We start from the raw sequence: 21,580 nt of genomic DNA, 5'->3' as shown, positions 1-21,580 counted from the left end.
GTAAATCAAAAAATCTTTCCCATGATCCCTGTATAGCCGCCTCCAAAATCAAATAGCCGTTTCTTACCCACGTCTTTTTTCATACTTTACCTCCTCATCAAATTCTGATTATGCCTGCTGCACCGTATGACTGCATGTAAGAGAATATTTATTACACTTAAATACTAACAGATTTCTTCCAGTGATCCCTCCCGGACAAATACAGGTATCTCATCAATCGGTGCATTTACATTGATTTCCTGCCCACCCTGATACTCTTTATTGTCATGAATATTCCGCCACTTACCATCAGGCAGATATACCTTGCGCTGCCTTTCATTTTCATATAGTACCGGTGCTACCAGAAGATCCGGGCCAAACATATACTCGTCCTCTGTGTCCCAGCATTTATTGTCCTGTGGGAAATCGTAAAATAATGGACGCATCACCGGTGTTCCTTTTTCATGAGCTTCCTTCATGATCCTTGTAATATAGGGCTTCATCTTTTCTCTCAGCTCCATATACTTTGTACAGACTGACAGAACCTCTTCCCCATAAGACCAGACTTCATTTTCTGCTCCGCTGATGTGTTTACCGCCTCCGGTTGTTCCAAGCGCCTCCTTAAAGGGTTCACGGAAACCATGCAGACGAAATACAGGACAAAATGCTCCAAATTCAAACCATCGGATCAGACACTCTTTGAATTTATCATCCTGAATGTTTCCTCCATGGAATCCTCCGATATCTGTCGTCCACCAGGGAATTCCTGATAATCCCATATTCAGCCCGGCTGCAAGCTGGTTCCGCATAGAGCGAAAAGACGAATCAATATCCCCGGACCACACCAGTGCTCCGTATTTCTGAGACCCTGCCCAGGCACAGCGCAGCAGGTTTACGATATTTTCCTGTCCCTCTGCTTCCATTCCCTCATATGCCATTTTGGCATATTCTCTGGGATAGATGTTTCCCACTTCCATATCTGCCCCTTTAAAATAGCGGTAGTGGCTGTACTCATATCCGGTAAATTCAGGTTCTGCCTCATCCAGCCAGAAAATTTTAATTCCCAGATCATAATAGTTCTGACGGATTTTATTCCACACATAGGCTCTGGCTTCCGGATTTGTCGGATCAATGACACATGCATCTCCCAGCTGGCCAATCCGCTTCCCATATTCCGAGCGTGTCAGATATCCCAACTCTTCCATCTCTTTATAATTTTCACTCTGTGCATCAACCGTAGGCCAGATAGAGACCATCAGCTCAATACCCATTTCTTTTAACTCGTCCACCATTTTCTTGGGATCCGGCCAATAATCCAGATCAAACTTCCAGTCCCCCTGATTGGGCCAATGGAAGAAATCTACTACAATGACCGATATTGGCAGCCCCCGCCTTTTATACTCCCTGGCTACCTCCATAATTTCATCCTGGGTCTGATACCGCAGTTTGCACTGCCAGAATCCCATTCCATATTCCGGCATCATCGGAACTTTGCCCGTGGCATTAGCATAAGCTTCTTCTATTTCTGACGGGGAATCTCCGGCAGTGATCCAGTAATCCATCTGCCTGGTTGAATGAGCGGTCCACTCCGTCACATTTTTACCAAACGTAACATAGCCGATTGCCGGATTATTCCAAAGCATTCCATATCCTTTATTAGAAAGTACAAAGGGGATGCTTGCCTGGGAATTGCGGTGAGCCAGTTCCAGCGTACAGCCCTTCACATCCAGATATGGCTGCTGATATTGCCCACAGCCATATAGCTTCTCCCCTTCATTTGGCTCAAACCGTACCATCAGACGATAGTTATCGGTATTGGGATGGGGTTCAAAGGTTCTAGGTACAATTTCAAGGGCACTGTTGAACTCCTTCCGCCCCTGGACTTCTTCCCGGATCCGCTCATATTCTTCCAGTAAAAGTTCCCCCTTATTATTTTTAAAACGCAGTTTGCCGGTGGGTGTAATTTCACAGCGGAGTTTGCCATTTACCAGAACATTATCTCCATTCTCCTTATATACCTTACTCTCACATACTGCCGGATCCAGTAATGCCCCGTTATCCTCTGTAAGAAACTCATGACGCTGTGTGGCACGGACACGAAAACTATTTTCCCCCCAAGGTTCAATACATAGTAACTCCTTATCAAAACGTCTCAATATTTTATTTCCCAAACATTTAATCATATTTATACCCATTGCATATTGCAGGCTTGCCTGCAATACTGCCACATTAAAACAGGCTGAAAGAATTACACCGTGGCATCCTTTCTATATCATAATTTTCTCTCAACCGTATACCTCTCGTATATCGCAGTCCCGCATTCTTTCACCTATTCTTTTACTGCCCCGGCAGTCAGACCGCCAACAATATATTTCTGTAAAAAAACAAAAATAATGACAACCGGAAGAACAAGGATGGCACCATATGCCATAATACAATTCCATTTTGTTCCATACTTACTCTGGAATTTATAAATATTTGCAGTCAACGGCCTCATTTCAGGTTTTACATTAAAGGTCATTGAGTACGCCAGATCATTCCATCCATTTAAGAAAGAAATAACTACAACCGTTATGATACCGGTCTTGATAGCCGGCAGCATGATCTTGAAAAAAGATTTATACACACCGCATCCGTCAATACGTGCAGCATCATCCAGTGAGGTGGGAATGGATTTAAAATATGGCCTTAGAGTAACAATAATAAAAGGTACGGTACCCGATGCAATCGCAAGTGCCGGTCCAATATAAGTCCCCAGTAATCCAATCTTATTAAAGATAAGGTACATTGGTGTCAGCATCAGGGATGCCGGAAGCATCTGGGTAACTAAAAAGGTCAGCAGGAATCCTTTCTGACCCGGAACCTTATACCGGCCCATTCCATAAGCTGCAGGTACACCGAATACCAGGGAAATACACATGGCACAGACTGCAATGCAGGCACTGTTTTTCAGCGATACCAGAAAATCCTTATCCTGCAAATTCTGAAGCCATGGATCAAAAGTAAACTGATGGGGATAATAGGTCACCAGTTTTCCAAAAGACTCCATGTCTGTCTTAAAGGACATACTGATCAGCCAGTAAATGGGAAACAGAAAAACAATTGCTATCAGCACAGAGATGATGCAGTATATTGCATTAACCCTTACTGATTTATAACGAAAAATTTGGAATCCCCTTGCCTTCATCTTTTCATTCATACTAATCGTCCTCCTTTGCAGTGAGTCTCAGGTAGAACAATCCAATGATAAATAAACAGCAGAACAGTATCATAGCCGATGCGGCCCCTTTGGAGAATTCATACTGCGTAAACGACAGCGTATAGGAATAGGTTCCCAGTACATCAGTGGAATTTAATGGACCTCCCGCCGTCATAACAAACATTAAGTCAAATGCCTTAAAAGTATAGATGAAGCCCAGCATCAGTACAGACAAGATAGCCGGTTTCATAAGCGGCAGCGTTATATGCAGAAAACGCTGAAGTTTGTTTGCACCATCCATGGAAGCACTTTCATAAATATCGTCCGATATTCCCGTAAGTCCGGAGGTTAAAAGAAGCATGTTAAATGGAATTCCAACCCAGCAGTTAACGGCTATAACCGCGATCAAAGCGGTACTGGTGCTTACCAGCCACTCTACCGGAGTATGTATCACTCCCAGTTTCATTAATAAATTATTGATTACACCCTCTGTTACGCCAAACATATTTTTACCAAGCAGTGCGGTAACGGACATTGGCATCATATAGCCAATTAAAACAAGTCCACGAATCGGTCCTGCAAAGGTAAACTTTTTAGAAAAGAACATTGCAAACAGAAAACCTATGGTAAACTGTACCACCAGACACGCGATGGTAAAAATAAAGGTATTCCGAATTACCAGCTGGAAAGTCGAATCCTGAAATAACTGCATATAATTCTGTAATCCTACAAATACGGATGCCCCTGACTTAAAGTTTTTAATATTCGTATTTTTAAAGCTGAGTATAAAGTTATAAATCAGGGGATATCCCAAAATCAGAATCATATAGAGAAATCCAGGCAGTATAAAAGTATATCCTTCAAATCGTTTCTTCTTTGCCATACTCATTTTCATAAATAATCCACATCCTTTCTATATCAGGACGGGCGATTTCACGCCCGTCCTGTATCATTGCCCTCCCGAATTTCTTATTCCTGTACTGCAATGGGAGTCTCCTGTAGGATCGGATTAATTACTGCTGCTGCTTCTTTCATAGCTTCTTCGCCGGTTTTATTACCAAGCAGTGCTGACTGTTCTGCCGTATATAAAGCTTCTGATATTGTAGGCCATGACTCGTGAGGGCCTCTTGCTACCGCATAGTTCATTTCATCACTGAAAACTGCAAATCTTTCGTCATCTGACCATGTGGTATTCAGTGCGACGGAATCTTCACGAACCGGGAATTTGCCTGCACCTTCGCACCAGGCTGCATTGTTCTTTGCGCTGGTCATCCATTTTAAGAATGTAACGCAGGCTTCTTTTGCTTCACTTCCGGCGCAAACGCCAAAGTTCTCACCCCCGATGACGGATGCAAACTTCTTATCTTTTGGAAGCAGTGCGATCTTGTACTCAAATGCACCTTTGATCCCTTCATCAAACTGTGCCAGCTGCCATGTACCGGATTCCAGCATCGCTGCTTTTCCTGCACAAAACGCATTATAAGAATCAGACTGAGACCAGTTTACAACTTCCTTACTCATATAGCCTTTGTTTACTAACCCCGCCAGGTAGTCTAAAGCCCGGGCAGCTTCCGGTGAATCTGTGGATGCTACGTCAGCTCCTGCAGAGTACAGCCATGGAATAAACTGGAACGTTCCCTCCTCGGTACCAATTGCTGACATAGCAAAACCATATACACCGTCTGCTGCATTCGTAGTTTTGGCACATACCTCTTCAAACTCATCCCAGGTCTCCGGTGCTTTATCAAAACCGGCTGCTTTCAGCATGTCCGCATTATAAGCGATTGCCAGACAGTTGGAGTTATTGGGTATCCCATAAATATTACCGTCCGCATCCTTACAGCTGCTGAGGGGTCCTGGATAAAACTGTTCTAAATCCTTCCAGTCCTTCATTTGATCTGTAATATCTTCAAATACGCCCAAAGAAATGTAAGAAGCCATATCCGGTGAATCTACCATTCCGATATCCGGAAGTTCTCCTGATACAGCACCTATGGTGTACTGTTTCATCAGCTCTTCACGGGAAATATACGTACATACAATATTAATATCACTCTGCATGGAGTTGTATTCTTCCACCATTTTTTCCAGTATCGGTGCTTCATGTTCAAAATAGTGCCATAAAGTAACTTCTTTTCCTCCGTTCGATGCCGGTTTACTATCCCCTGCTGCTGTATCCGGTGCCGTTGTCTCTCCTCCGGCTTCTGTGGTCTGGGCAGCCGCAGCCGGATCTGTGCCTTTTTCCGTAGCGGAACTTCCGGATGAAGAACTGCCGCACCCGCTTACAAGGCCTGTTATCATCATTCCCGCCAAAGCTGCCGCAGCCAATCTCTGATACCTCTTTTTCATAGTTTGTTTCCTCCTTTTTCGTATTTAAGATGTATTCATTATAATAATATTAGTTTAAATGATAAACTTAATATTTTAAGATAACGGATACAATTTTAAGATACAATTTTAAGATTGGAGGAAAATTTTAAGAATTAGTTTTATTTTATTTCGCATTTACTTTCAAAAATTCAGCAGCACTGATGCCCTCAACCTCACGAAATACTTTGCTGAAATACTTCGGATCAGAAAAACCCACATGGTATGGCACTTCTTCTTTTGGTATTCCCTTATTTACCAAAAGTCCCTTTGCAACTTCAATCCGGTAGTGCTTTAGAAATTTCGAAAATGTTACTCCGATTTCTTTATTAAAGAGATAGCAAAAATATTCCTGGGTCATACCCAGGTCTTCCGCCAGATCTTTTTGGCTGATTTTCGCAGAGTAACTCTTTTCAATTATATTTAACGCTTTTATAACCAGGGGATGGGCTCCCGGATATTTTTTCTGCAGATCTTTAATCCCGTCTTCCAGATACAGCTTCTCCTTTTTGGAAAGGCGTACCAGTAGTTCTTCTACATCCTCATAAGTTACCGGTTTAATCAGATAATCCTGTACTTCAAGTGAAATTGCCTGCCTGGCTACGTCAAATTCTTCATAGGCACTTATAATTACAAACTGTGTGGAAATTTCCATCGCATGAACAGCCCTTATCAGGGATAATCCATCCATATAGGGCATTTTGAGATCGGTAAATACGATTTCGGGCTTCAAAATATGTATCAGCTCCAGTGCCTGTTTTCCATCTGAGGCTTCCGCCACAATCTCATATTCATCCGATATGGTGGTAATGAGATTCCGTAATCCTCTTCTTGCCCTTTGCTCATCTTCTACAATCATAATCTTCATAAGCTACCTCCTGTATACTGTATGGTCTTGGAATTAAAAATGTAAATCTGCATCCTTTCCCGTAAGATGTCTCAAGGGAAACCTGAAGCTTGCTTCCATAATACATTTTCATCCGGGTCACTACATTGGATATTCCAATCCCCACCTCTTTTTCTTTTGAGATCACCGGATTAGACAGCACTTCCTGAATGATTTGTTCCCTTTCCCGGGTCATCCCCATACCATTATCTTCTATTGACAAACAAAGGTATTCTCCCATTCCGGTGCCTGTGATATGGATCATCCCCCCTTCCTCTCTGCCTTCAAACCCATGCAGTATGGAATTTTCCACAAAAGGCTGAAGCATCAGCTTCCTGCAGGGCCACTGATCATACTCATGATTAAATTCAATGCTATAATCAAATACATTTTCAAGCCGTTCCTTCTGCAGATACAGATATTGCTCAATCCATGTAATTTCCTGATACATATAGACATTCTGGTGCTTTTGGTCAAAAGTATAGCGTAAAATATTAGACAGTTTTTTCAGCAGGGTGGAGACCTTATAATTTCCACTTTCGATTGCCTCATAGTTAATAGCATTCAAGGTATTACAGATAAAATGTGCGTTGATCTGGGACTCCAGGGCTTCCCGCTCCGCCCTCTGCTTCATTTTCAGGGATTCCACAACTTCCAGATGCTGTCCTTCTACCTGACGGTTCATTTTCCGGATGGCATGCATCATCTCATTATATTCATTTGCCAGCTGCCAGATTTCATGTGTCCCCTTAATTTCAATACGCTCCTGCATATTTCCCTTCTTTACATTTTTAATGGAGCGGTTAATAGTATCCACCGGCTTTAGAATTCTTTGTGTCACCCAGAACAGAATCAATAAAATACCTATAATAACAAGGGCGTAAAGGGCAATCGCTCTGGTATACATTTCGTTTACCTTTGCCTGAAGCGCATTCTTATTAATTGCAATGTTCAAATTCCAGTCAAAGACACCGATCGGCTTGCTTAAGTCTGTCAAATGTTCCTCTTTTATATAATCGTCCATTTTCTTCCCATTGTTCTGACTGTTGGTATGATAGAATATTTCCCCTGACTTATCAGAAATAAATCCCTGTGCCACATCATCCTTGCTCCCGCTCAACTGCCCAATCAGGTTGTCCAATACATCCCTTTTAAAAGTTACAATCATTATGTATTCGATGTCCTGATAAAAGTGCTTTCCCCGTACCGGATATGCAATATGCATAAACTGCTTAGACGCATCACCCGGATGTTCGCTGGGCTTGGTAATTACCTGATACCTGGGCAATGCCATACTTTTTGAAATCTCATTTACCTCTATGAAAGTATCAACCAGAATATTGTTATTCTTGTCATTCCAGATATTCACTACATTAATGGTATTTTCATTACGTTCATACTGGTAAACCAGTCCATCTTTTGACGCAATTGCAATTGCCGCAATATACTGGGAATATCGCGCATAATTAGCCAGTAGATTCTTCAGGTCTTTGGTATTGCGGGCGATATTCTCGGGATTGGTGCTATATTCATTGATCAGATCTGCATTTGTATCATCCACTGCTATTTCAGAACCTATCTTAATAAAATCATCCATTTGATTTTTAATATTCTGATTTACGGATGACAATAACATTTTTTCAGTGTCATACGTGCTGTCAATCAGATATTTTAAATATTCATTTTTCAGATAATACTGCATAACAACTACTACCAGCAAAACGGCAAAACAGATTGCGGCGGCAAAAGAGCACCACATATGAGAACGGCAGTATATCCGGACCCGCTTACAGACTTTACGTATATTCATGGTGAACATCTCCTCCTGTCATTTCCATTCAAAGTTTAAAGCTTGGGAAATATGGCTGTATGGTAGTATTATATCATCATAAAAATTGGGATACAATAATATAGTTTTTTAATTAAACAAATACTTAATTAAACTATTTACGGCGCACTGGGGATTATTTTTAGAAATAGCCAGAAATGGTATAGATATTACTGAATTTAGAATTTTAGATTTTATATATAAATTTTTCCAAAAGTAAATATGATTGCAGAAACAAATTCGTATGATAGCGTATGCTTCTATGATATGCCGGAAAACGGGCAATACCCGCTTCCATTCATACCATAATTTTTGCCGCTTCTTAAAGCCAGCACTGCCCTTCCTCTATCTTCTTTGTAAAGATTCGTTCATAATCTTCCTCATCCTTTGCCTGGTGATATTTAAACAGCACTTCCCCTGCATTCAGGCTTCCCAGAATCTCAATTTTTCCTGTTTCATGGGATAAAATATAACGAATACATTTTCCCAGACCATTTTGCATATTTTTTGCCTGATCTACAATATCGCAGCCCCGTTTTAAAGGTACCTGAAACTGAGACTTCACTCCGGTCACGGGACGGCATTGGAATACGTAATAGGGCACTATGCCAATACGTGTTAAATTTTTCAAAAGAGTTCCCAGGGTCTGGGGATGATCATTCACCCCTTTTATTAAAACAGTCTGATTTCTGACGAGGATTCCCGCAGCGATTAAACTTCTTACTGCTGCTTTTGATTTTTCTGTAATTTCATTGGGATGATTGAAATGTGTCACCACATAGATTTGTTTCTTTTCACTATAAGTGCGTAAGATATTTATTAAATCAGGATCTTCTAAGATTCTGTCCGGAAATGTTACTGGTGTTCTGGTTCCAAAGCGGATGCAGTCGATATGTTCGATACGGCTCAGACTGTATAGATACTGCTCGATTACTTCATCATCATTTAAAAAGGCGTCTCCACCGGATATTAAAACATTGCTGATCTGTGAATGATTTTTTATATATTGTATCATCTCATCAAAATGACTGGCAATTTCTTCATCCGACAGTCCCACCAGCCGTTTCCGGAAACAATGCCTGCAATACATGGCACATTGGTTTGTAGAAAGAATCAGTACGGTTTCCCTGTATTTGTGCTGCATTCCCACGATTACGGTATTGCTTGCTTCCCCACTGGTATCAAAACTTCCTCCCAGGTCCGTCTCTCGGATATTGGGGATGCACATCTTTCGAACTGGGTCATCCGGATCATCTGCATGGATAAGTGAAAAGTAATACAATGGCACGGACATCGGATAATGCTCCAATATTTCCTCCATTTTGATTACTTCTTCATTAGACAATTTAAGGACTTCTTTTAATTCCTTTGCAGTGGTGATGTTGTTCTCTAACAGTTTCTTCCAATTGTTCATTTTGTGCACCCCCATGTTAAGATTTTTATGTAAACTATTATAACAGACTTTTTGGGATTTTCCTACAAAAAATCCCATTTTTTATCCATTTTTTTGCATAAAAAGTCTTAACGCAATTTTAATGCGCCAGAATATGCATGAAAATGAGCCATTACAGAAGTTTTTTAATCTCTTTTGCCTTCTCCATCAGTTCCTTTTCATTGACATATTTTGTCAGGCAGCCCACTCCTTCCACACAGGTTCCTCCTGTTACGTTTCCATATATAATGCTGTCTGTTACACTGCAGTCATGATAAAGCCCATAAATAAATCCAGCCATAAATGCGTCTCCGGCACCTGTGGAATCAATTTTATTTACGTTTTGAAGCGGTGGAATGACAATGCTTTCTCCATTTTTCCAGTACAGACAGCCTGCACTGTCCAGTTTTATAATTACCTCCGGAAAAAACCTGCCCAGTTCCACAGCTGCTTCTTCTACATTGTCTTTTCCGGTGATTTTTAATGCCTCTTTCTGGTTTGGTGTAAAAAAATCTGCAAGCTCCAGATACTCTTTGTATTTCTGAGTGGACAGTCCTTCATCCCAGCCCACATCAAAAACCAGAATGGCGCCCTCTGCCTTCAGCCGTTTATAAGCATCCAGAAATCCCGCGTGCATATCGATGACTTTTGCCCCCTGCAGCTGCCGGTAAGTTTCTTCCTGGATTATCTGTGTAATGTCCACGCGGTCCAGCGCTGACATAAAAGTCCGGTCCCTTTCCGTAATCATAACGGATGTTACTGCTACCGGAATTCCGTTTCCACGATATAAATTTGCATAGGAGACTCCGCAGGCATCCAGCAGTTTGGCTGCATACCCGGAAAATACATCTTCCCCCAGAAAAGTTGCAATCTTAGAATCAACTCCCAGCCTGGACAATATAATCATGGTCGCCGGTACACCGCCGCCCAGCTGAATATCCAGACTTTTTGCATAAACCTCTTCTCCCTCTTCTGGAAGGTACCCCACTCCCAGATACAGTAGATCCAGATTTAAATATCCCACACCTGCTGCAAATCCCATATCAGCTCCATCCTTTCATATATGCTTCATTTATTTTCATATACTCATATGCTAACTTTTTGGCAAAGGTATAAGAGTTAACCAGCGGGTGGACCATCAGGCAGTCAATTGCTTTTTCTATACTCTTTTCCCTGATTGCTTCGGAAGCCAGGCGTTCATACATTTTGACTCTGCGTATCATTTCCATGGGTATGCGGTCCGGTTCGATCTCGTGGGGGTAGTAATTACCGTTTTTAATCGTACAGCTGATTTCTACCACATCGGTATCCTCCAGTCCTTTGACTGCTCCGTTATTCGGCACACAGAGTATCATTTCTTTTTCTTCCTCTCCCAATTCCGATTCAATGAATTTCAGTGCAACACCTGCATATCCGCCGCTGTCTTTTGCATAAATATCAAAATGATAAGGAGGTTTTTTACTGTCTATTCCGGTCTCATTTGCCATGTAGGCTGCTTCCCTTAAACCATACCACTTTTCAAATACCTTCAGGCATTCGTCAAAATCATGTTCAATATCCATCTTTGATAATTCTTCGGTCATATGGATGTTCACATCCCGGATTACTTCTCCTCTGGTGACTTTTGCATTTAAGATGTTCTGTACTGCCTCTTCTCTGTAGTAGAAGTAGTAGAGATATTCATTTAAAATGCATCCCACATGCTCAACCAGGCCTTTATCAAAAAACCGCATTTCTGTGTTTTCATAAATTTCATCTTTTTGAAGCAGTTCCGGCATAATTTCTTTTCCATCCAGTTTTATACTCTTAAAAAATGAGAGATGGTTTAATCCGTAACATTCTCCTGTGATGGAATCCTGGCTTACACCGTACATCTGTGCAAAGGAATGGAGCAGACTGCTGGGTGCATCGCAGATTCCATAAGTAAAATCAAACCCCATATCCCGCAAGGTCTGTGACACTACCCCCGCCGGATTCGTAAAGTTGAAGATTTTTACACGGGGATTTGCGTATTTCTTCGCCAGCTCACAATATTCAACCAATGCCGGAATAGAACGCATTGCAAAAGAAAATCCTGCTGCTCCGGTTGTCTCCTGGCCCAGGATTCCCAGCGCCAGTGCTGTCCGCTCATCCTGTATACGCATTTCATCTTCCCCAACACGTATGGTAGTAATAATATAATCTGCATCTTTAATAGCTTCCACCGGGTCCGATGTCAGGGAAAAATTCACCGTATCGTCAATCCTCTTTGCAACCTGAGCCGCCATTTTTCCGTAGATGTTTAATTTTGTTTCATTGTTGTCCATAAATACAATTTCCGTAAATCCCAGTTTTTTGGCATGCTGTACCAGGCTTTTCGCCAGAAACATAGAACGTACACCGCCTCCGCCTATTACTGTAATTTTTTTTGCTCCTGCTTTGCTCATCTTCGTTTCCTCCATTTTTTAGTTACTGTCTCTTTTGACAGGTATTTCTCTGCACGATGTCAAAAGGCAGTGTGATATCCATATTTTCTTCTTCCCCATAGAGATTCAAGAACATATTCAGTGACTTTGTTACGAACTGCCGGATAGGCTGGTGAATAGTGGTAAGGGGCGGAACTGCCCTTCCCGCCGCAGTAATATCATCAAATCCCAGTACCGATACGTCTTCGGGAACCTGCACTTTGCATTCCTTTAGTGCAGCCATCGCACCAATTGCCATTTCATCGCTGAATGCAAAAATTGCTGTAAATTCCCTTTCATTTTCTACTGCCTGTTTCGCAAGCCGGTATCCCATATCATAGGTAACCCCGCCAAACAACACCATACTTTTTTCATCAAAAGGGACATTCTTCTCTTCCATTGCCCGCTTAGCTCCGGTAAGGCGCTGAAAAACGGAACTGATGGATCTGTTGCGATCCGACAGGAACAGTATCCTTTCATGTCCAAGTTCCAGCAAATAACGGGTTCCTTCATATCCTGCCGCAAGATCATTGATATGTACCATTCCCAGACGCCTGTCCAGTGTTGCCCCGCCGCACATAACAGTTCTGATTTTTTTTGAAGCAATATAATTCAGAATATCCCCGCTGATATTTTCATCCAGATAGATAACGCCTTCTATATTCATTTCGTTAAAATACTGTTTGTAATCATCTTTGCCCTCTAAAATCGGGATAAAAACGATGCGGTAATCGTATCTTGGCATCTGATCCACAATCTCCCGCATAACCTCTGAAAAAAACTCAAGGGGAAACTCAGGGATTAAAACTGCGATAACACCATAATTACGATGCCGTCTTCCTTTATGTTCATATCCAAGCTTGTCAGCAGCATCTTCAATCTTCCTTGCCAGTTCTGTGCTTACCACTTTTCCCCCGCTAAAATATCTGGATACCGTAGCCAGGGAAACACCTGCCTTTTTTGCCACATCTCTTGCTGTGAATGTCATTTATATCCTCCTTTTGTTTCCTGCTGTTACTTCTTTTTTTATTGAAGTCCACATCAATCAGTTAAGCTGTTGTATGTTTAATGTTCTTATAAATACTGCATTTTTGATGTTAATCTTATTATATTCCAGTTCATTTAAAAGTCAATCTTGTTTCATTTGTTTCCTTTTTGTTTCCTAATTTTCAAGTAAACAAATTAAGCCTGGGGCGAAGCCGTCAAAAATCCTTTCTTTTCTGATCCCTATCCTATATAATAACGTATTAGATATCCCAATTATCTTCATAATATAGGAAGTCCTATTGCTATGAAAGGAGTCACTCATGACCAGAATAAGTATTACGAATACCCGTTCTTACGAGCAGCCTCTTGTAAACAAAGCGGTATATGAACATATGGAACGTTTTAACCTTGGTAAAAAACTGTCCCCGGATACAAAGGTACTGATAAAGCCAAATCTTCTGATGAAGAGAACACCGGAGGAATTTACAACCACACATCCATCCATTGTTGAAGCCGTTATCATATGGCTGAAAGAGAATGGTATAAGTAAAATAACCATAGCTGACAGCCCTGGCGGTCCCTACACTGCTACTGCATTAAAAGGTATCTATCACGCATCGGGCATGACGGATATCTGTGAACGGCACAGCATCACTCTGAATCTGGATACGTCTTCCCGGAATATAGAGAACAAAAAAGGGAAACTAGTAAAACAGTTTCCCATAATCACACCAGTCTGTGATGCAGACTTTATCATTGACATTTGCAAACTAAAAACCCATGCGATGACCGGCTTAAGCGGAGCCGTGAAAAATTTATTTGGAACAATTCCCGGACTTACAAAACCCGCTTATCATGCCAGGTTCCCCGAAAAAACACCCTTTTGTTCTATGCTGGTCGATCTTTGTGAAACGGTTTCACCGGACTTTATTCTGGTGGATGCCATACAGGCAATGGAAGGCAACGGACCTTCCGGGGGCACCATGAGAGAGACGGGACTTATTCTGGCATCTGACAATCCCTATGACATGGATTACTGCCTGTGTAAGATCATTGGCGTAAACCCCAAGAGCATACTTACCGTAAAAGAATCCATTACCCGTGGATTATGCTGCGGTGATTTTGATCAGCTTGAACTGATAGGGGAAATCCCCAAGCAGGAACCTTTCCGGGTTCCCCGGGAATCCTCCCTTGATTTTACAACGTTTCTGCCTCCATTAATACGGCGTCCCGTCCGTGCCTTTGTTTTTCATTACCTCTCTGCGAAACCGGTAATCATAAATGAAAAATGCATCGGGTGCGGTAAGTGCGCGGAAAGCTGTCCCCAGAAAACAATTCATATTGAATCGAAAAAAGCTAAGATTTATTATCGTAATTGTATCCGCTGTTACTGCTGCCACGAAATGTGCCCGGTAAAGGCAATTGATATACGCAGAGGGTTAGTGTCAATCAAATAATGAAATATATTTAGGGCTGATATCCAATTTTCTGGATTTCAACCCTCTTTTTGCTTAAATTCTCCCTATGATCTTCTGTGCAGCAGCCTCATCCAAAAGAATCTCACAATTGGGGTGCAGTTGTACGACAGAAGCCGGAATATCTGTAGTCACCGGTCCAAGTACTGCTTTCTCAATAATGTCCGCTTTGCTCTCTCCTTTTGCAATTAAGCAGATATTACGCGTCTGCATAATGTTTATAATTCCTCTGGTCAAACCGCCCAGTGGATAATCCGGCGCCACATTCGTTTCCCTCCGTACCCGTTCTTCAAATACCGGGTCCATAGGCGATACCCAGGTCTGGCGTTCAAAAGGTGTTCCGGGCTGATTGATACCTATATGTCCATTCCAGCCAATTCCAAGCATCTGGAGATCGGCTCCACCCCGCTGTTTGATCCTCTGTTCAAAAATCCGGCATTCCTGATCAAAATTTTCTGAAAAAGTAGGCGGCATAATGAAATTCTCATCAGGAATGTTCAAATTCTTTACTAGCTGTTCATAAATCATCGTATAACAACTTCCTGGATAAGAGCGGTCCAGATTTGTCAGTTCATCTACATTGAATACGGTTACACCGGATGTATCAAAAGTATAACTTTTATAGATATCGCTCACAATCTGATGCATATTTTTTGTCGTTTCTCCTGTTGATAAACCAATCACTGCATCTGGCTTTGACACCATCTGCCCAATAATTCTCCAGGCTGCTGCCACATCAAAATCATGTTCTGTCTTCATTATTGTTATTTTCATTTTAATTATTATTTCCTTTCTCTAATCACAGTTATTACCACCTGCATAATCTGCAGCAAGCCAGAGCCAGCGGCATGCAGATGAGGTCCATACTTCACGATATGTAGCATTATTGCCCTGGGGCCAGTATGGAATATCTTCATTGTCTAAGGTTTCAATTCCCACCGGAAGTTCTCCTACACATTCCCCCGGAAAAATCGCATACTGTGCCGGATACCGGCTGCCTGCGCCATACATCAGGGAGTGTCCAAAAGGATTTTTTCCAAAAATCCAATACAGCTGCTCTCTGCCTATCTGCAGCAGTTCCTCATCCTGCAGATAGTGCCCAAGAAGAGATGTGGAAGCGGTCATAAAAAAATACCACTATTCTCCCAATACATTGGCACAGGGACTCATTCTCCGTCAGACAAAGACTCTGGGCGTTATCGTTCCTGATATTACTAATCCGTATTTCTCCACGTTGTTCAGCGAAATTGAACGTTCTGCACATCAGTCAAACTATTCTGTTATACTCTGCAATACTTCCTTTTCCGCTGCCTCCTATGCGGATGGGGAACGGGAAAAAGAAGATAAATATTTTCAGATGATTCTGGATAAGAAGGTAGATGGGGTTATTATTGCCGGCGGGCAGATCGATTTATGTGAAATCAGTGAAGATTACAGAGACGCACTGAGACGTCTGGCGTCTTCCATACCGGTAATCGTAATTGGAAGATCCCTCCCCGGGATTCCCTGTACCTTTATAAATAAGGAAAATGATAAAGGCTTATCTATTGCAATTCGCTATCTTGCTTCACTTGGACACCGGCGTATTGGATTTGTTGGCGGAGAACGCGGTGTGCATATCACGGAATCCAGACTCAACGTATATCACGAGACAGTCCGGACACTGGGTCTGGATGATGACCCATCCCTTATATCCACTTCTAACTACTATATGTCTGATGGATATAATGCAGCCAGGCAGCTGCTTGATAAGGCTCCCACAGTAACCGCTATACTTGCAATGAATGATAATGTATCCATAGGGGCACTGCGGGCTGCTGCCGATTGCGGTATTACCGTCCCAAATGATATGGCCCTGATCAGCTGTGACCAGTTTTATGACGGAAATTTTCTGACACCGCGCCTGACAAGCCTGAACCGGCACAATGAACGGCTGGGAATATATGTAATTTCTTTATTGCTCAGTCTTATTCAGAACACTGCACCTCCCAAAGAGCCTGACTTTTCTCCTGAACTGGTGATTCGGGAAAGCAGCGGCAAGCGAATTAAATAAAAACAGCCATACTCAGAAAGTTAAAAATCTTCTAAGTATGGCTGTTTTTTAAGCCTCTTTTTGTAAATATCCAGTTTATTATTTCCGCTTTATATTCCTTTATTATTATTTCCGTTTACCATATTATACATACCTACGCTCTGTATCGCCTTTTCATACTTACGCAGATCTGCATTCCATCCTGAATAGGCAGAGTCATCCCGCCTGTCCGGCAAAAAATAGTTTTCCTTCAGATATTTACCCAGATAAGCCGTCACCTTCCTGGCGCCGTTATAGTTCATGTGATCTCCTTTGTCTCTGGTATCGGATACCCAGTCAACCTTATACTCTTTCCCCGGCTTATTCAGATCCAGAAATGGAATCTCATTTTGTTCTGCATATTCCGCTACTGAATTATGCCTCTTATAATTCCATGAATTTGCAGAAGGGATTTCCACAAACAGAAGTTTAATCCCCTTTTCTTTGCACATAGAAACAATCTTATCCAGATAAAATCGGGGTATCCCGTCTATTTTTGTCTTTTTCTTTCTCTTACGCATGTAGCGTTTGCCAAGATAAGGATCTACACGGTCTGTATACCGGAAACCTTTCCAGAAATTATCAAACGTATACTTCACTTTTCCCGTGAAATCTTCCGGTTTTAAAATTTTCCATCGGTTATGATATTGAAACACCGGAAATTGATCTGCCAGCCCTGCAAAAATCACTTTTTCCCGTTCTTTTGCCGGCGTTCCATTCTGAAAAATTTCATCCGTTTCAAATATAACCACCTTGGGGGACTGGTACTCCAGTATTGATTTCAGCAGATAATACGCCTCATACACACGCTGTCCTGGTTCTCCGCAGACATAAGATGCAAGACCATAGTCCTTCCACAGCTGCATAGGTGTATACGCTGCATAAATATCACTGTTGCCTATTGCTATTACATCCAGGGAATTTTTCCGTTCCGTATATACTGCGCGTGTCTCCGGTTCTTTAATTCCGCTGGAAGGGGTATTATCCTTTGGCTTCAAAACCTGGGATGCGCCGGTGAGAAGTACCAGGGCGATTCCCAGAAATACAGCCAATTTCAACAGGAAAAGAAATCCACTTTTCAGTATCGTCCGTTTATTGAAGTTCATTTTGTTTCCTCCTGCTGCTATTTCTCTTTAGATTTATGGCATAGTTTTTAAGCAGACTCAAAACTGAGCATAGATAAAGTCAACCGGCGAATAGCCCATTCCGTAAGCCCCCAAGAGCAGGACCGAAAAGGCGGCTGCATAGTAAATGACAAACCGGACTACAATATGCCTGTTGGAAATCCACTCTCTTAGATTTAGTCCCATTTCCTGGGCAAAGCTTACAGCAAATACCACTATAATCCCAAAACCCACTGCCGCATAGTCCATCTTATCCATTCCCAGATTCAATAAAACACCTTCTCTGAGAGGTGCCAGGGAAAATCCCCCAAACATGGAGAACAGCATTTTGATTCCCACTTTCAGACTCACCGCCCGAAAAAACAGCATACCGATATTGACTAAAAAGAAGGTTCTTAAAATCTGCCAAAATTGAAATCCCCAGCTTTTACGGTTTAGATGAAGACTTTTGCAAATCTTCTCAAACAGAGGCTCAGCCAGCATCCCCAGCATAATAATCATAAAATAATACATGCCGTAAAAAACGTATTTCCAACTGGCACCATGCCATAATCCATTGCAGAGCCACACCGGAAACAGGGCACAGGCAGAAGGCAGCAGCTTAGCCAGATGCGTGGAAAGATGATTCCTGCCCCATTTGCCAAGATGCATTACCCGTTTGGATAAGGATACCGAATAAAATATATAATCCCGGAACCAGGCTCCAAGTGTAATATGCCAGCGCCTCCAGAACTCGGATACATTTCTGGAAAAAAACGGTCTTTCAAAATTCTCGGGCAGACTAACGCCAAAGAGCTGCGCGCTTCCGGTTACCATATCCATACAACCGGAGAATTCACAATAGATTTGAATGGTATAGCACAAAACTGCCGTCGCAACTGTAATTCCGGTATAATCCGGGTATGCGGTAAAGACGGTGTTTACCAGCAGATTTAAGCGGTCCGCAATCACAATTTTCTTAAATAGTCCCCATACAATGCGCTGTACACCAAATGATATGTTTTTCGGTTGAAAGGAATGCCCCTTTAAAAGTTCATCCGACATTTGATCGTAGCGCATAATAGGCCCTTCCACAATTTGTCCAAAAAAGCTTAGAAACAGTGCCAGATGACCCAGGTTTTTATCCGCTCTGTATTTGCCACGGTATACATCAATGATATATCCGATTGCCGACAGGGTATAAAAGGAAATCCCAAGGGGAAGCAAAAGTCTCAGCTCCTTCATTTGGCTGCTTATATGTAAACCCTGTAAAAGATGATTGACATTTAATGCAAAGAAGTTATAGTATTTTAAAAATGCCAGAATCCCCAGGTTGAACAAAATTGCACACGCTGCTGCCAGGCGTTTCCTTTTCTTTAACTGCAGGCGCAAAACCGCCTGTTCTGCCAAAGGAGCATCCGCCATACGGTCCCGGTACTCGTCCTGCATAGTGGTCAGAATCATGCCTGTACCATATACAACAATCGTAGACAGCATTAAAAATCCCATTAGTTTTGCACTGGACAGAAAGTAAAACAGGTAACTGGCTGCCAGCAAAGCAATCCATCTGACTTTTTTGGGAAGGATATAATAAATGATGCCGGTGCCTGTCAGAAACAGCAGTACATATGTATAGGTATTATAAGCCATACAATCCCCTCGCTATATCCGGGCTGGCTGATGGTCTAAAATAAACGCATAAATGGAGGTAGCAGAGCGGAAATTATCCGGGGTGATATCTACCGGGGTAATATCGATCTGGTAGATGTCACTGATTTCCGACACCAGCTGAATCATTTCAAATGAGTCCAAAATATGGTCCTCAATCAGATTATTCTCTTTGCTGAAATCTACTCCGGGTTTTATCTTTTCCAGTATTTTTAATATTTCATCCATTGCATATGCCTCCTAATTTTTTATAATTTCTCTGCAGCCACTTCCGGTCTATTTTTCCATTTGTGTTTACCGGCATCTTCTCTGTCATAATATAAAGCCCGGGGCACATATAGGCTGGCACTTTGTTTTTGATTTTTTTTATAATAGTTTTCTGATCCACATTTTTGCCTTTATAGACCAATACTATCTTTTTCTCATTTTCATCATAAACACATACACAATAATCTATATCTTCCAGAGAACCTGCAGCCGCCTCTATCTCACCCAGTTCAATCCGGCAGCCCATATGTTTAATCTGAAAATCTTTGCGGGATACATACATCAGTTCTCCCAGTTCATTATACTTAACAATATCACCGGTTTTATAAATCAGTTCCGGATACCTGTCATTACATGGGTTCTGGACAAACACTCTGTTTGTTTTTTCCGGGCTGCGGTAATATCCCTTAGCCAGAAACGGTCCCCTGACACAAAGTTCTCCTTCTTCACCGTAAGGAACCCTTTCTCCTTCTTCATTCAGGATCAGTATATCGCAGTTATTGCATGCCTTTCCAATCGGAAGTACTTCCTCGTCATCAAAATCCCGGTCCACAATATAATAGGTGCAGATATCGGTTATTTCCGTTGGTCCATACAAGTTTGCATAAAATATATCCGGCATGTGTGATCTCCAGATATTCAATTGCTTCATAGGCATAACTTCTCCCGCAAAGAGCACCTTTTTCAAGTCCGGCAGCTGCATATAGTCCAATGCCTTCCAGTTAGCCACCAGGCAGAGCGCAGAGGGAACCCAGTAAATGGTATTTACCTTTCTGTCTCTTAAATACTCCAGCAGCTGCATCGGAAATGAAAAGAGCTTCCGGGGAATAATCTGCATGGAAGCCCCGCTTCTTATGGTACTGAAAATATCCAGCACCGACATACTAAAATAAAAAGGCGTCTGGCTGCCAAAAACAGTGTCGCAGTTTATCCTGAAAGTTTCAGTTACCCAATCTGTATAGGCAATCACGCTGGCATGATTTACAACCACACCTTTTGGCTCACCGGTAGACCCTGAGGTATAGAGCACATACAGCGGATCCGTCTCGATCATAGCCCTTCTGATATCTTTTAACAGCCAGCTGCTTATTTCCTGCTCCACTGCTGTCTCATAGATTAGAACCGCTCCCTCAGGAAAAAGTTCTCTGGCAGCTTCCTCATGCTCTTTGTCCGTTAATATGGCAAAAGGCTCCAGGTTCTCCAATATGGACTTTAGTCTGTCTTTTGGCATCTGAATATCAATCATGGTATAAAAATTCCCGCTGTACACAACTCCCAGAAGTGCCTCCATACTCTTAACGCTTCTGTCCAGATAAATTGCGACAGGTGCATTTCGAAGGTGGGAGTTGCCAAGGCAGCTCCCTATTCTCCTTGCATGATCTTTTAATTCGCAATAAGAGATACTCACATCTTCATCTGCAAAAACTTCTTTCGCGGAAAATTTCTCCGCAGACTCTTCAAAAAGCTGTAATATGTTTTTTTCTCTCACAAGTAATTCTCCTACTTCGCCAATTCATTGTTTTGCGTATTTTCGGTTCCGCCCTCTGTCTGCGTCTCCGCTTGTCCGGACTCTTTGCTCTCCGACATTCCGCTCTCTTCGGACCCGCTTTGCATTTTATTTGTCTGCCTTTTATTAGACTTTATTTTATTCCGCTGATTCCCGCTGGTCTGCTTTTTCTCTGACTGATTGCCGCTGGTCTGCTTTTTCTCCGACTGGTTGCCGCCTGTCTTATTTTCACTTGCCTGCGTCTCCTTTTGCCTGGACCCACTTTCTCTGATCACCGCTGAAGATTCCGATTTGGGGGTATTTTCTGTTGACTGGGGATTGGAGCCACAAGCCGTCATGGTAATGGATAATGCTCCCAACACTGCAA

The 21,580-nt window shown here is 42.1% G+C and carries 20 protein-coding genes; 2 read left to right on the top strand and 18 right to left on the bottom strand.

All coding sequences use genetic code 11. The annotated features are described in order from the left end of the window. Nucleotides 1-164: 164 nt before the first annotated feature. From RHS_RS24975 to RHS_RS24930, 11 genes are all read right to left on the bottom strand, one after another. Entirely contained in the window at nt 165-2,162 is a 1,998-nt protein-coding gene (locus RHS_RS24975) for a TIM-barrel domain-containing protein (protein WP_047834706.1), read from the bottom strand. A 146-nt stretch (nt 2,163-2,308) separates the two neighbouring features. Beyond that, complete coding sequence (locus RHS_RS24970) at nt 2,309-3,178, bottom strand: carbohydrate ABC transporter permease (protein WP_242858563.1); 870 nt, start codon at nt 3,176-3,178, stop codon at nt 2,309-2,311. A gap of 1 nt (nt 3,179) precedes the next feature. Then, nucleotides 3,180-4,073, bottom strand: a complete 894-nt coding sequence (locus tag RHS_RS24965; protein ID WP_044289541.1) for a carbohydrate ABC transporter permease — start codon at nt 4,071-4,073, stop codon at nt 3,180-3,182. Next, on the bottom strand, nt 4,039-4,164 hold the full coding sequence (locus tag RHS_RS31935) for a hypothetical protein (RefSeq protein ID WP_255348105.1): 126 nt from the start codon (nt 4,162-4,164) through the stop codon (nt 4,039-4,041). The genes RHS_RS24965 and RHS_RS31935 overlap by 35 nt, the downstream gene beginning before the upstream one ends. Further along, on the bottom strand, nt 4,148-5,527 hold the full coding sequence (locus RHS_RS24960) for an ABC transporter substrate-binding protein (RefSeq protein ID WP_044289543.1): 1,380 nt from the start codon (nt 5,525-5,527) through the stop codon (nt 4,148-4,150). Before RHS_RS24960 ends, RHS_RS31935 begins: the two co-directional genes overlap by 17 nt. Nucleotides 5,528-5,672: 145 nt before the next feature. Continuing rightward, the gene (locus RHS_RS24955) at nt 5,673-6,413 is read right to left on the bottom strand and encodes a response regulator (RefSeq protein ID WP_027295208.1); all 741 of its coding nucleotides are present in this window, start codon (nt 6,411-6,413) and stop codon (nt 5,673-5,675) included. Beyond that, nucleotides 6,388-8,241 (bottom strand): sensor histidine kinase, encoded by a 1,854-nt coding sequence (locus tag RHS_RS24950; protein WP_044296408.1) that lies wholly within the window; start codon nt 8,239-8,241, stop codon nt 6,388-6,390. Before RHS_RS24950 ends, RHS_RS24955 begins: the two co-directional genes overlap by 26 nt. A gap of 340 nt (nt 8,242-8,581) precedes the next feature. After that, nucleotides 8,582-9,673: a KamA family radical SAM protein gene (locus RHS_RS24945; protein ID WP_047834705.1), complete on the bottom strand. Its 1,092-nt coding sequence runs from the start codon at nt 9,671-9,673 to the stop codon at nt 8,582-8,584. 151 nt (nt 9,674-9,824) lie between these two features. After that, complete coding sequence (locus RHS_RS24940) at nt 9,825-10,733, bottom strand: carbohydrate kinase family protein (protein WP_047834704.1); 909 nt, start codon at nt 10,731-10,733, stop codon at nt 9,825-9,827. A 1-nt stretch (nt 10,734) separates the two neighbouring features. Further along, complete coding sequence (locus tag RHS_RS24935; protein WP_047834703.1) at nt 10,735-12,117, bottom strand: 6-phospho-beta-glucosidase; 1,383 nt, start codon at nt 12,115-12,117, stop codon at nt 10,735-10,737. A gap of 22 nt (nt 12,118-12,139) precedes the next feature. Continuing rightward, nucleotides 12,140-13,123 (bottom strand): LacI family DNA-binding transcriptional regulator, encoded by a 984-nt coding sequence (locus tag RHS_RS24930; protein ID WP_047834702.1) that lies wholly within the window; start codon nt 13,121-13,123, stop codon nt 12,140-12,142. Nucleotides 13,124-13,442: 319 nt separating this feature from the next. Here RHS_RS24930 and RHS_RS24925 point away from each other — a divergent pair, with 319 nt between their 5' ends. Then, nucleotides 13,443-14,579, top strand: coding sequence for a DUF362 domain-containing protein (locus RHS_RS24925; RefSeq protein ID WP_027295214.1), 1,137 nt, complete (start codon nt 13,443-13,445; stop codon nt 14,577-14,579). 54 nt (nt 14,580-14,633) lie between these two features. On the opposite strand, the gene RHS_RS24920 is transcribed toward RHS_RS24925, so the two are convergent. Both RHS_RS24920 and RHS_RS31930 read right to left on the bottom strand, forming a co-directional pair. Beyond that, on the bottom strand, nt 14,634-15,371 hold the full coding sequence (locus RHS_RS24920; protein WP_044296412.1) for a 6-phosphogluconolactonase: 738 nt from the start codon (nt 15,369-15,371) through the stop codon (nt 14,634-14,636). 21 nt (nt 15,372-15,392) lie between these two features. Beyond that, on the bottom strand, nt 15,393-15,722 hold the full coding sequence (locus RHS_RS31930; RefSeq protein ID WP_138001804.1) for a glycoside hydrolase family 9 protein: 330 nt from the start codon (nt 15,720-15,722) through the stop codon (nt 15,393-15,395). Here RHS_RS31930 and RHS_RS24915 point away from each other — a divergent pair. Continuing rightward, the gene (locus RHS_RS24915; protein WP_395023522.1) at nt 15,709-16,650 is read left to right on the top strand and encodes a LacI family DNA-binding transcriptional regulator; all 942 of its coding nucleotides are present in this window, start codon (nt 15,709-15,711) and stop codon (nt 16,648-16,650) included. The two genes, RHS_RS31930 and RHS_RS24915, sit on opposite strands and share 14 nt — an antisense overlap. Before the next feature lie 89 nt (nt 16,651-16,739). On the opposite strand, the gene RHS_RS24910 is transcribed toward RHS_RS24915, so the two are convergent. The 5 genes from RHS_RS24910 to RHS_RS24890 form a co-directional block, all read right to left on the bottom strand. Then, nucleotides 16,740-17,774: a hypothetical protein gene (locus RHS_RS24910; protein ID WP_047834701.1), complete on the bottom strand. Its 1,035-nt coding sequence runs from the start codon at nt 17,772-17,774 to the stop codon at nt 16,740-16,742. A 57-nt stretch (nt 17,775-17,831) separates the two neighbouring features. Next, nucleotides 17,832-19,421 carry an MBOAT family protein gene (locus tag RHS_RS24905; protein ID WP_047834700.1) on the bottom strand — a complete coding sequence of 530 codons (1,590 nt, stop codon included), beginning with the start codon at nt 19,419-19,421 and terminating at the stop codon, nt 17,832-17,834. 12 nt (nt 19,422-19,433) lie between these two features. Continuing rightward, entirely contained in the window at nt 19,434-19,667 is a 234-nt protein-coding gene (locus tag RHS_RS24900; RefSeq protein WP_027295228.1) for an acyl carrier protein, read from the bottom strand. Next, nucleotides 19,660-21,195, bottom strand: coding sequence for an amino acid adenylation domain-containing protein (locus RHS_RS24895; protein ID WP_044289548.1), 1,536 nt, complete (start codon nt 21,193-21,195; stop codon nt 19,660-19,662). Before RHS_RS24895 ends, RHS_RS24900 begins: the two co-directional genes overlap by 8 nt. Nucleotides 21,196-21,206: 11 nt before the next feature. Next, on the bottom strand, nt 21,207-21,580 hold a 374-nt coding region (locus RHS_RS24890; RefSeq protein ID WP_047834699.1), incomplete at its 5' end, for a hypothetical protein.

It is taken from the genome of Robinsoniella sp. RHS, from assembly GCF_001029355.1.
Classification (GTDB): Bacteria; Bacillota; Clostridia; order Lachnospirales; family Lachnospiraceae; genus Robinsoniella; species Robinsoniella peoriensis.
Note: the sequence above shows the minus strand (reverse complement) of the source record. Positions and strands in the feature narration are given on the sequence as shown.

Bases quoted from the DNA above. Each gene is read 5' to 3' on its own strand.
- RHS_RS24955 (WP_027295208.1), bottom strand. From the start codon at position 6,413: ATGAAGATTATGATTGTAGAAGATGAGCAAAGGGCAAGAAGAGGATTA.
- RHS_RS24920 (WP_044296412.1), bottom strand. From the start codon at position 15,371: ATGAAAATAACAATAATGAAGACAGAACATGATTTTGATGTGGCAGCA.
- RHS_RS24935 (WP_047834703.1), bottom strand. From the start codon at position 12,117: ATGAGCAAAGCAGGAGCAAAAAAAATTACAGTAATAGGCGGAGGCGGT.
- RHS_RS24965 (WP_044289541.1), bottom strand. From the start codon at position 4,073: ATGAAAATGAGTATGGCAAAGAAGAAACGATTTGAAGGATATACTTTT.
- RHS_RS24930 (WP_047834702.1), bottom strand. From the start codon at position 13,123: ATGACATTCACAGCAAGAGATGTGGCAAAAAAGGCAGGTGTTTCCCTG.
- RHS_RS24945 (WP_047834705.1), bottom strand. From the start codon at position 9,673: ATGAACAATTGGAAGAAACTGTTAGAGAACAACATCACCACTGCAAAG.
- RHS_RS24910 (WP_047834701.1), bottom strand. From the start codon at position 17,774: ATGAACTTCAATAAACGGACGATACTGAAAAGTGGATTTCTTTTCCTG.
- RHS_RS24970 (WP_242858563.1), bottom strand. From the start codon at position 3,178: ATGAATGAAAAGATGAAGGCAAGGGGATTCCAAATTTTTCGTTATAAA.
- RHS_RS24925 (WP_027295214.1), top strand. From the start codon at position 13,443: ATGACCAGAATAAGTATTACGAATACCCGTTCTTACGAGCAGCCTCTT.
- RHS_RS31930 (WP_138001804.1), bottom strand. From the start codon at position 15,722: ATGACCGCTTCCACATCTCTTCTTGGGCACTATCTGCAGGATGAGGAA.
- RHS_RS24905 (WP_047834700.1), bottom strand. From the start codon at position 19,421: ATGGCTTATAATACCTATACATATGTACTGCTGTTTCTGACAGGCACC.
- RHS_RS24960 (WP_044289543.1), bottom strand. From the start codon at position 5,527: ATGAAAAAGAGGTATCAGAGATTGGCTGCGGCAGCTTTGGCGGGAATG.
- RHS_RS24900 (WP_027295228.1), bottom strand. From the start codon at position 19,667: ATGGATGAAATATTAAAAATACTGGAAAAGATAAAACCCGGAGTAGAT.
- RHS_RS24940 (WP_047834704.1), bottom strand. From the start codon at position 10,733: ATGGGATTTGCAGCAGGTGTGGGATATTTAAATCTGGATCTACTGTAT.
- RHS_RS24975 (WP_047834706.1), bottom strand. From the start codon at position 2,162: ATGATTAAATGTTTGGGAAATAAAATATTGAGACGTTTTGATAAGGAG.
- RHS_RS24950 (WP_044296408.1), bottom strand. From the start codon at position 8,241: ATGAATATACGTAAAGTCTGTAAGCGGGTCCGGATATACTGCCGTTCT.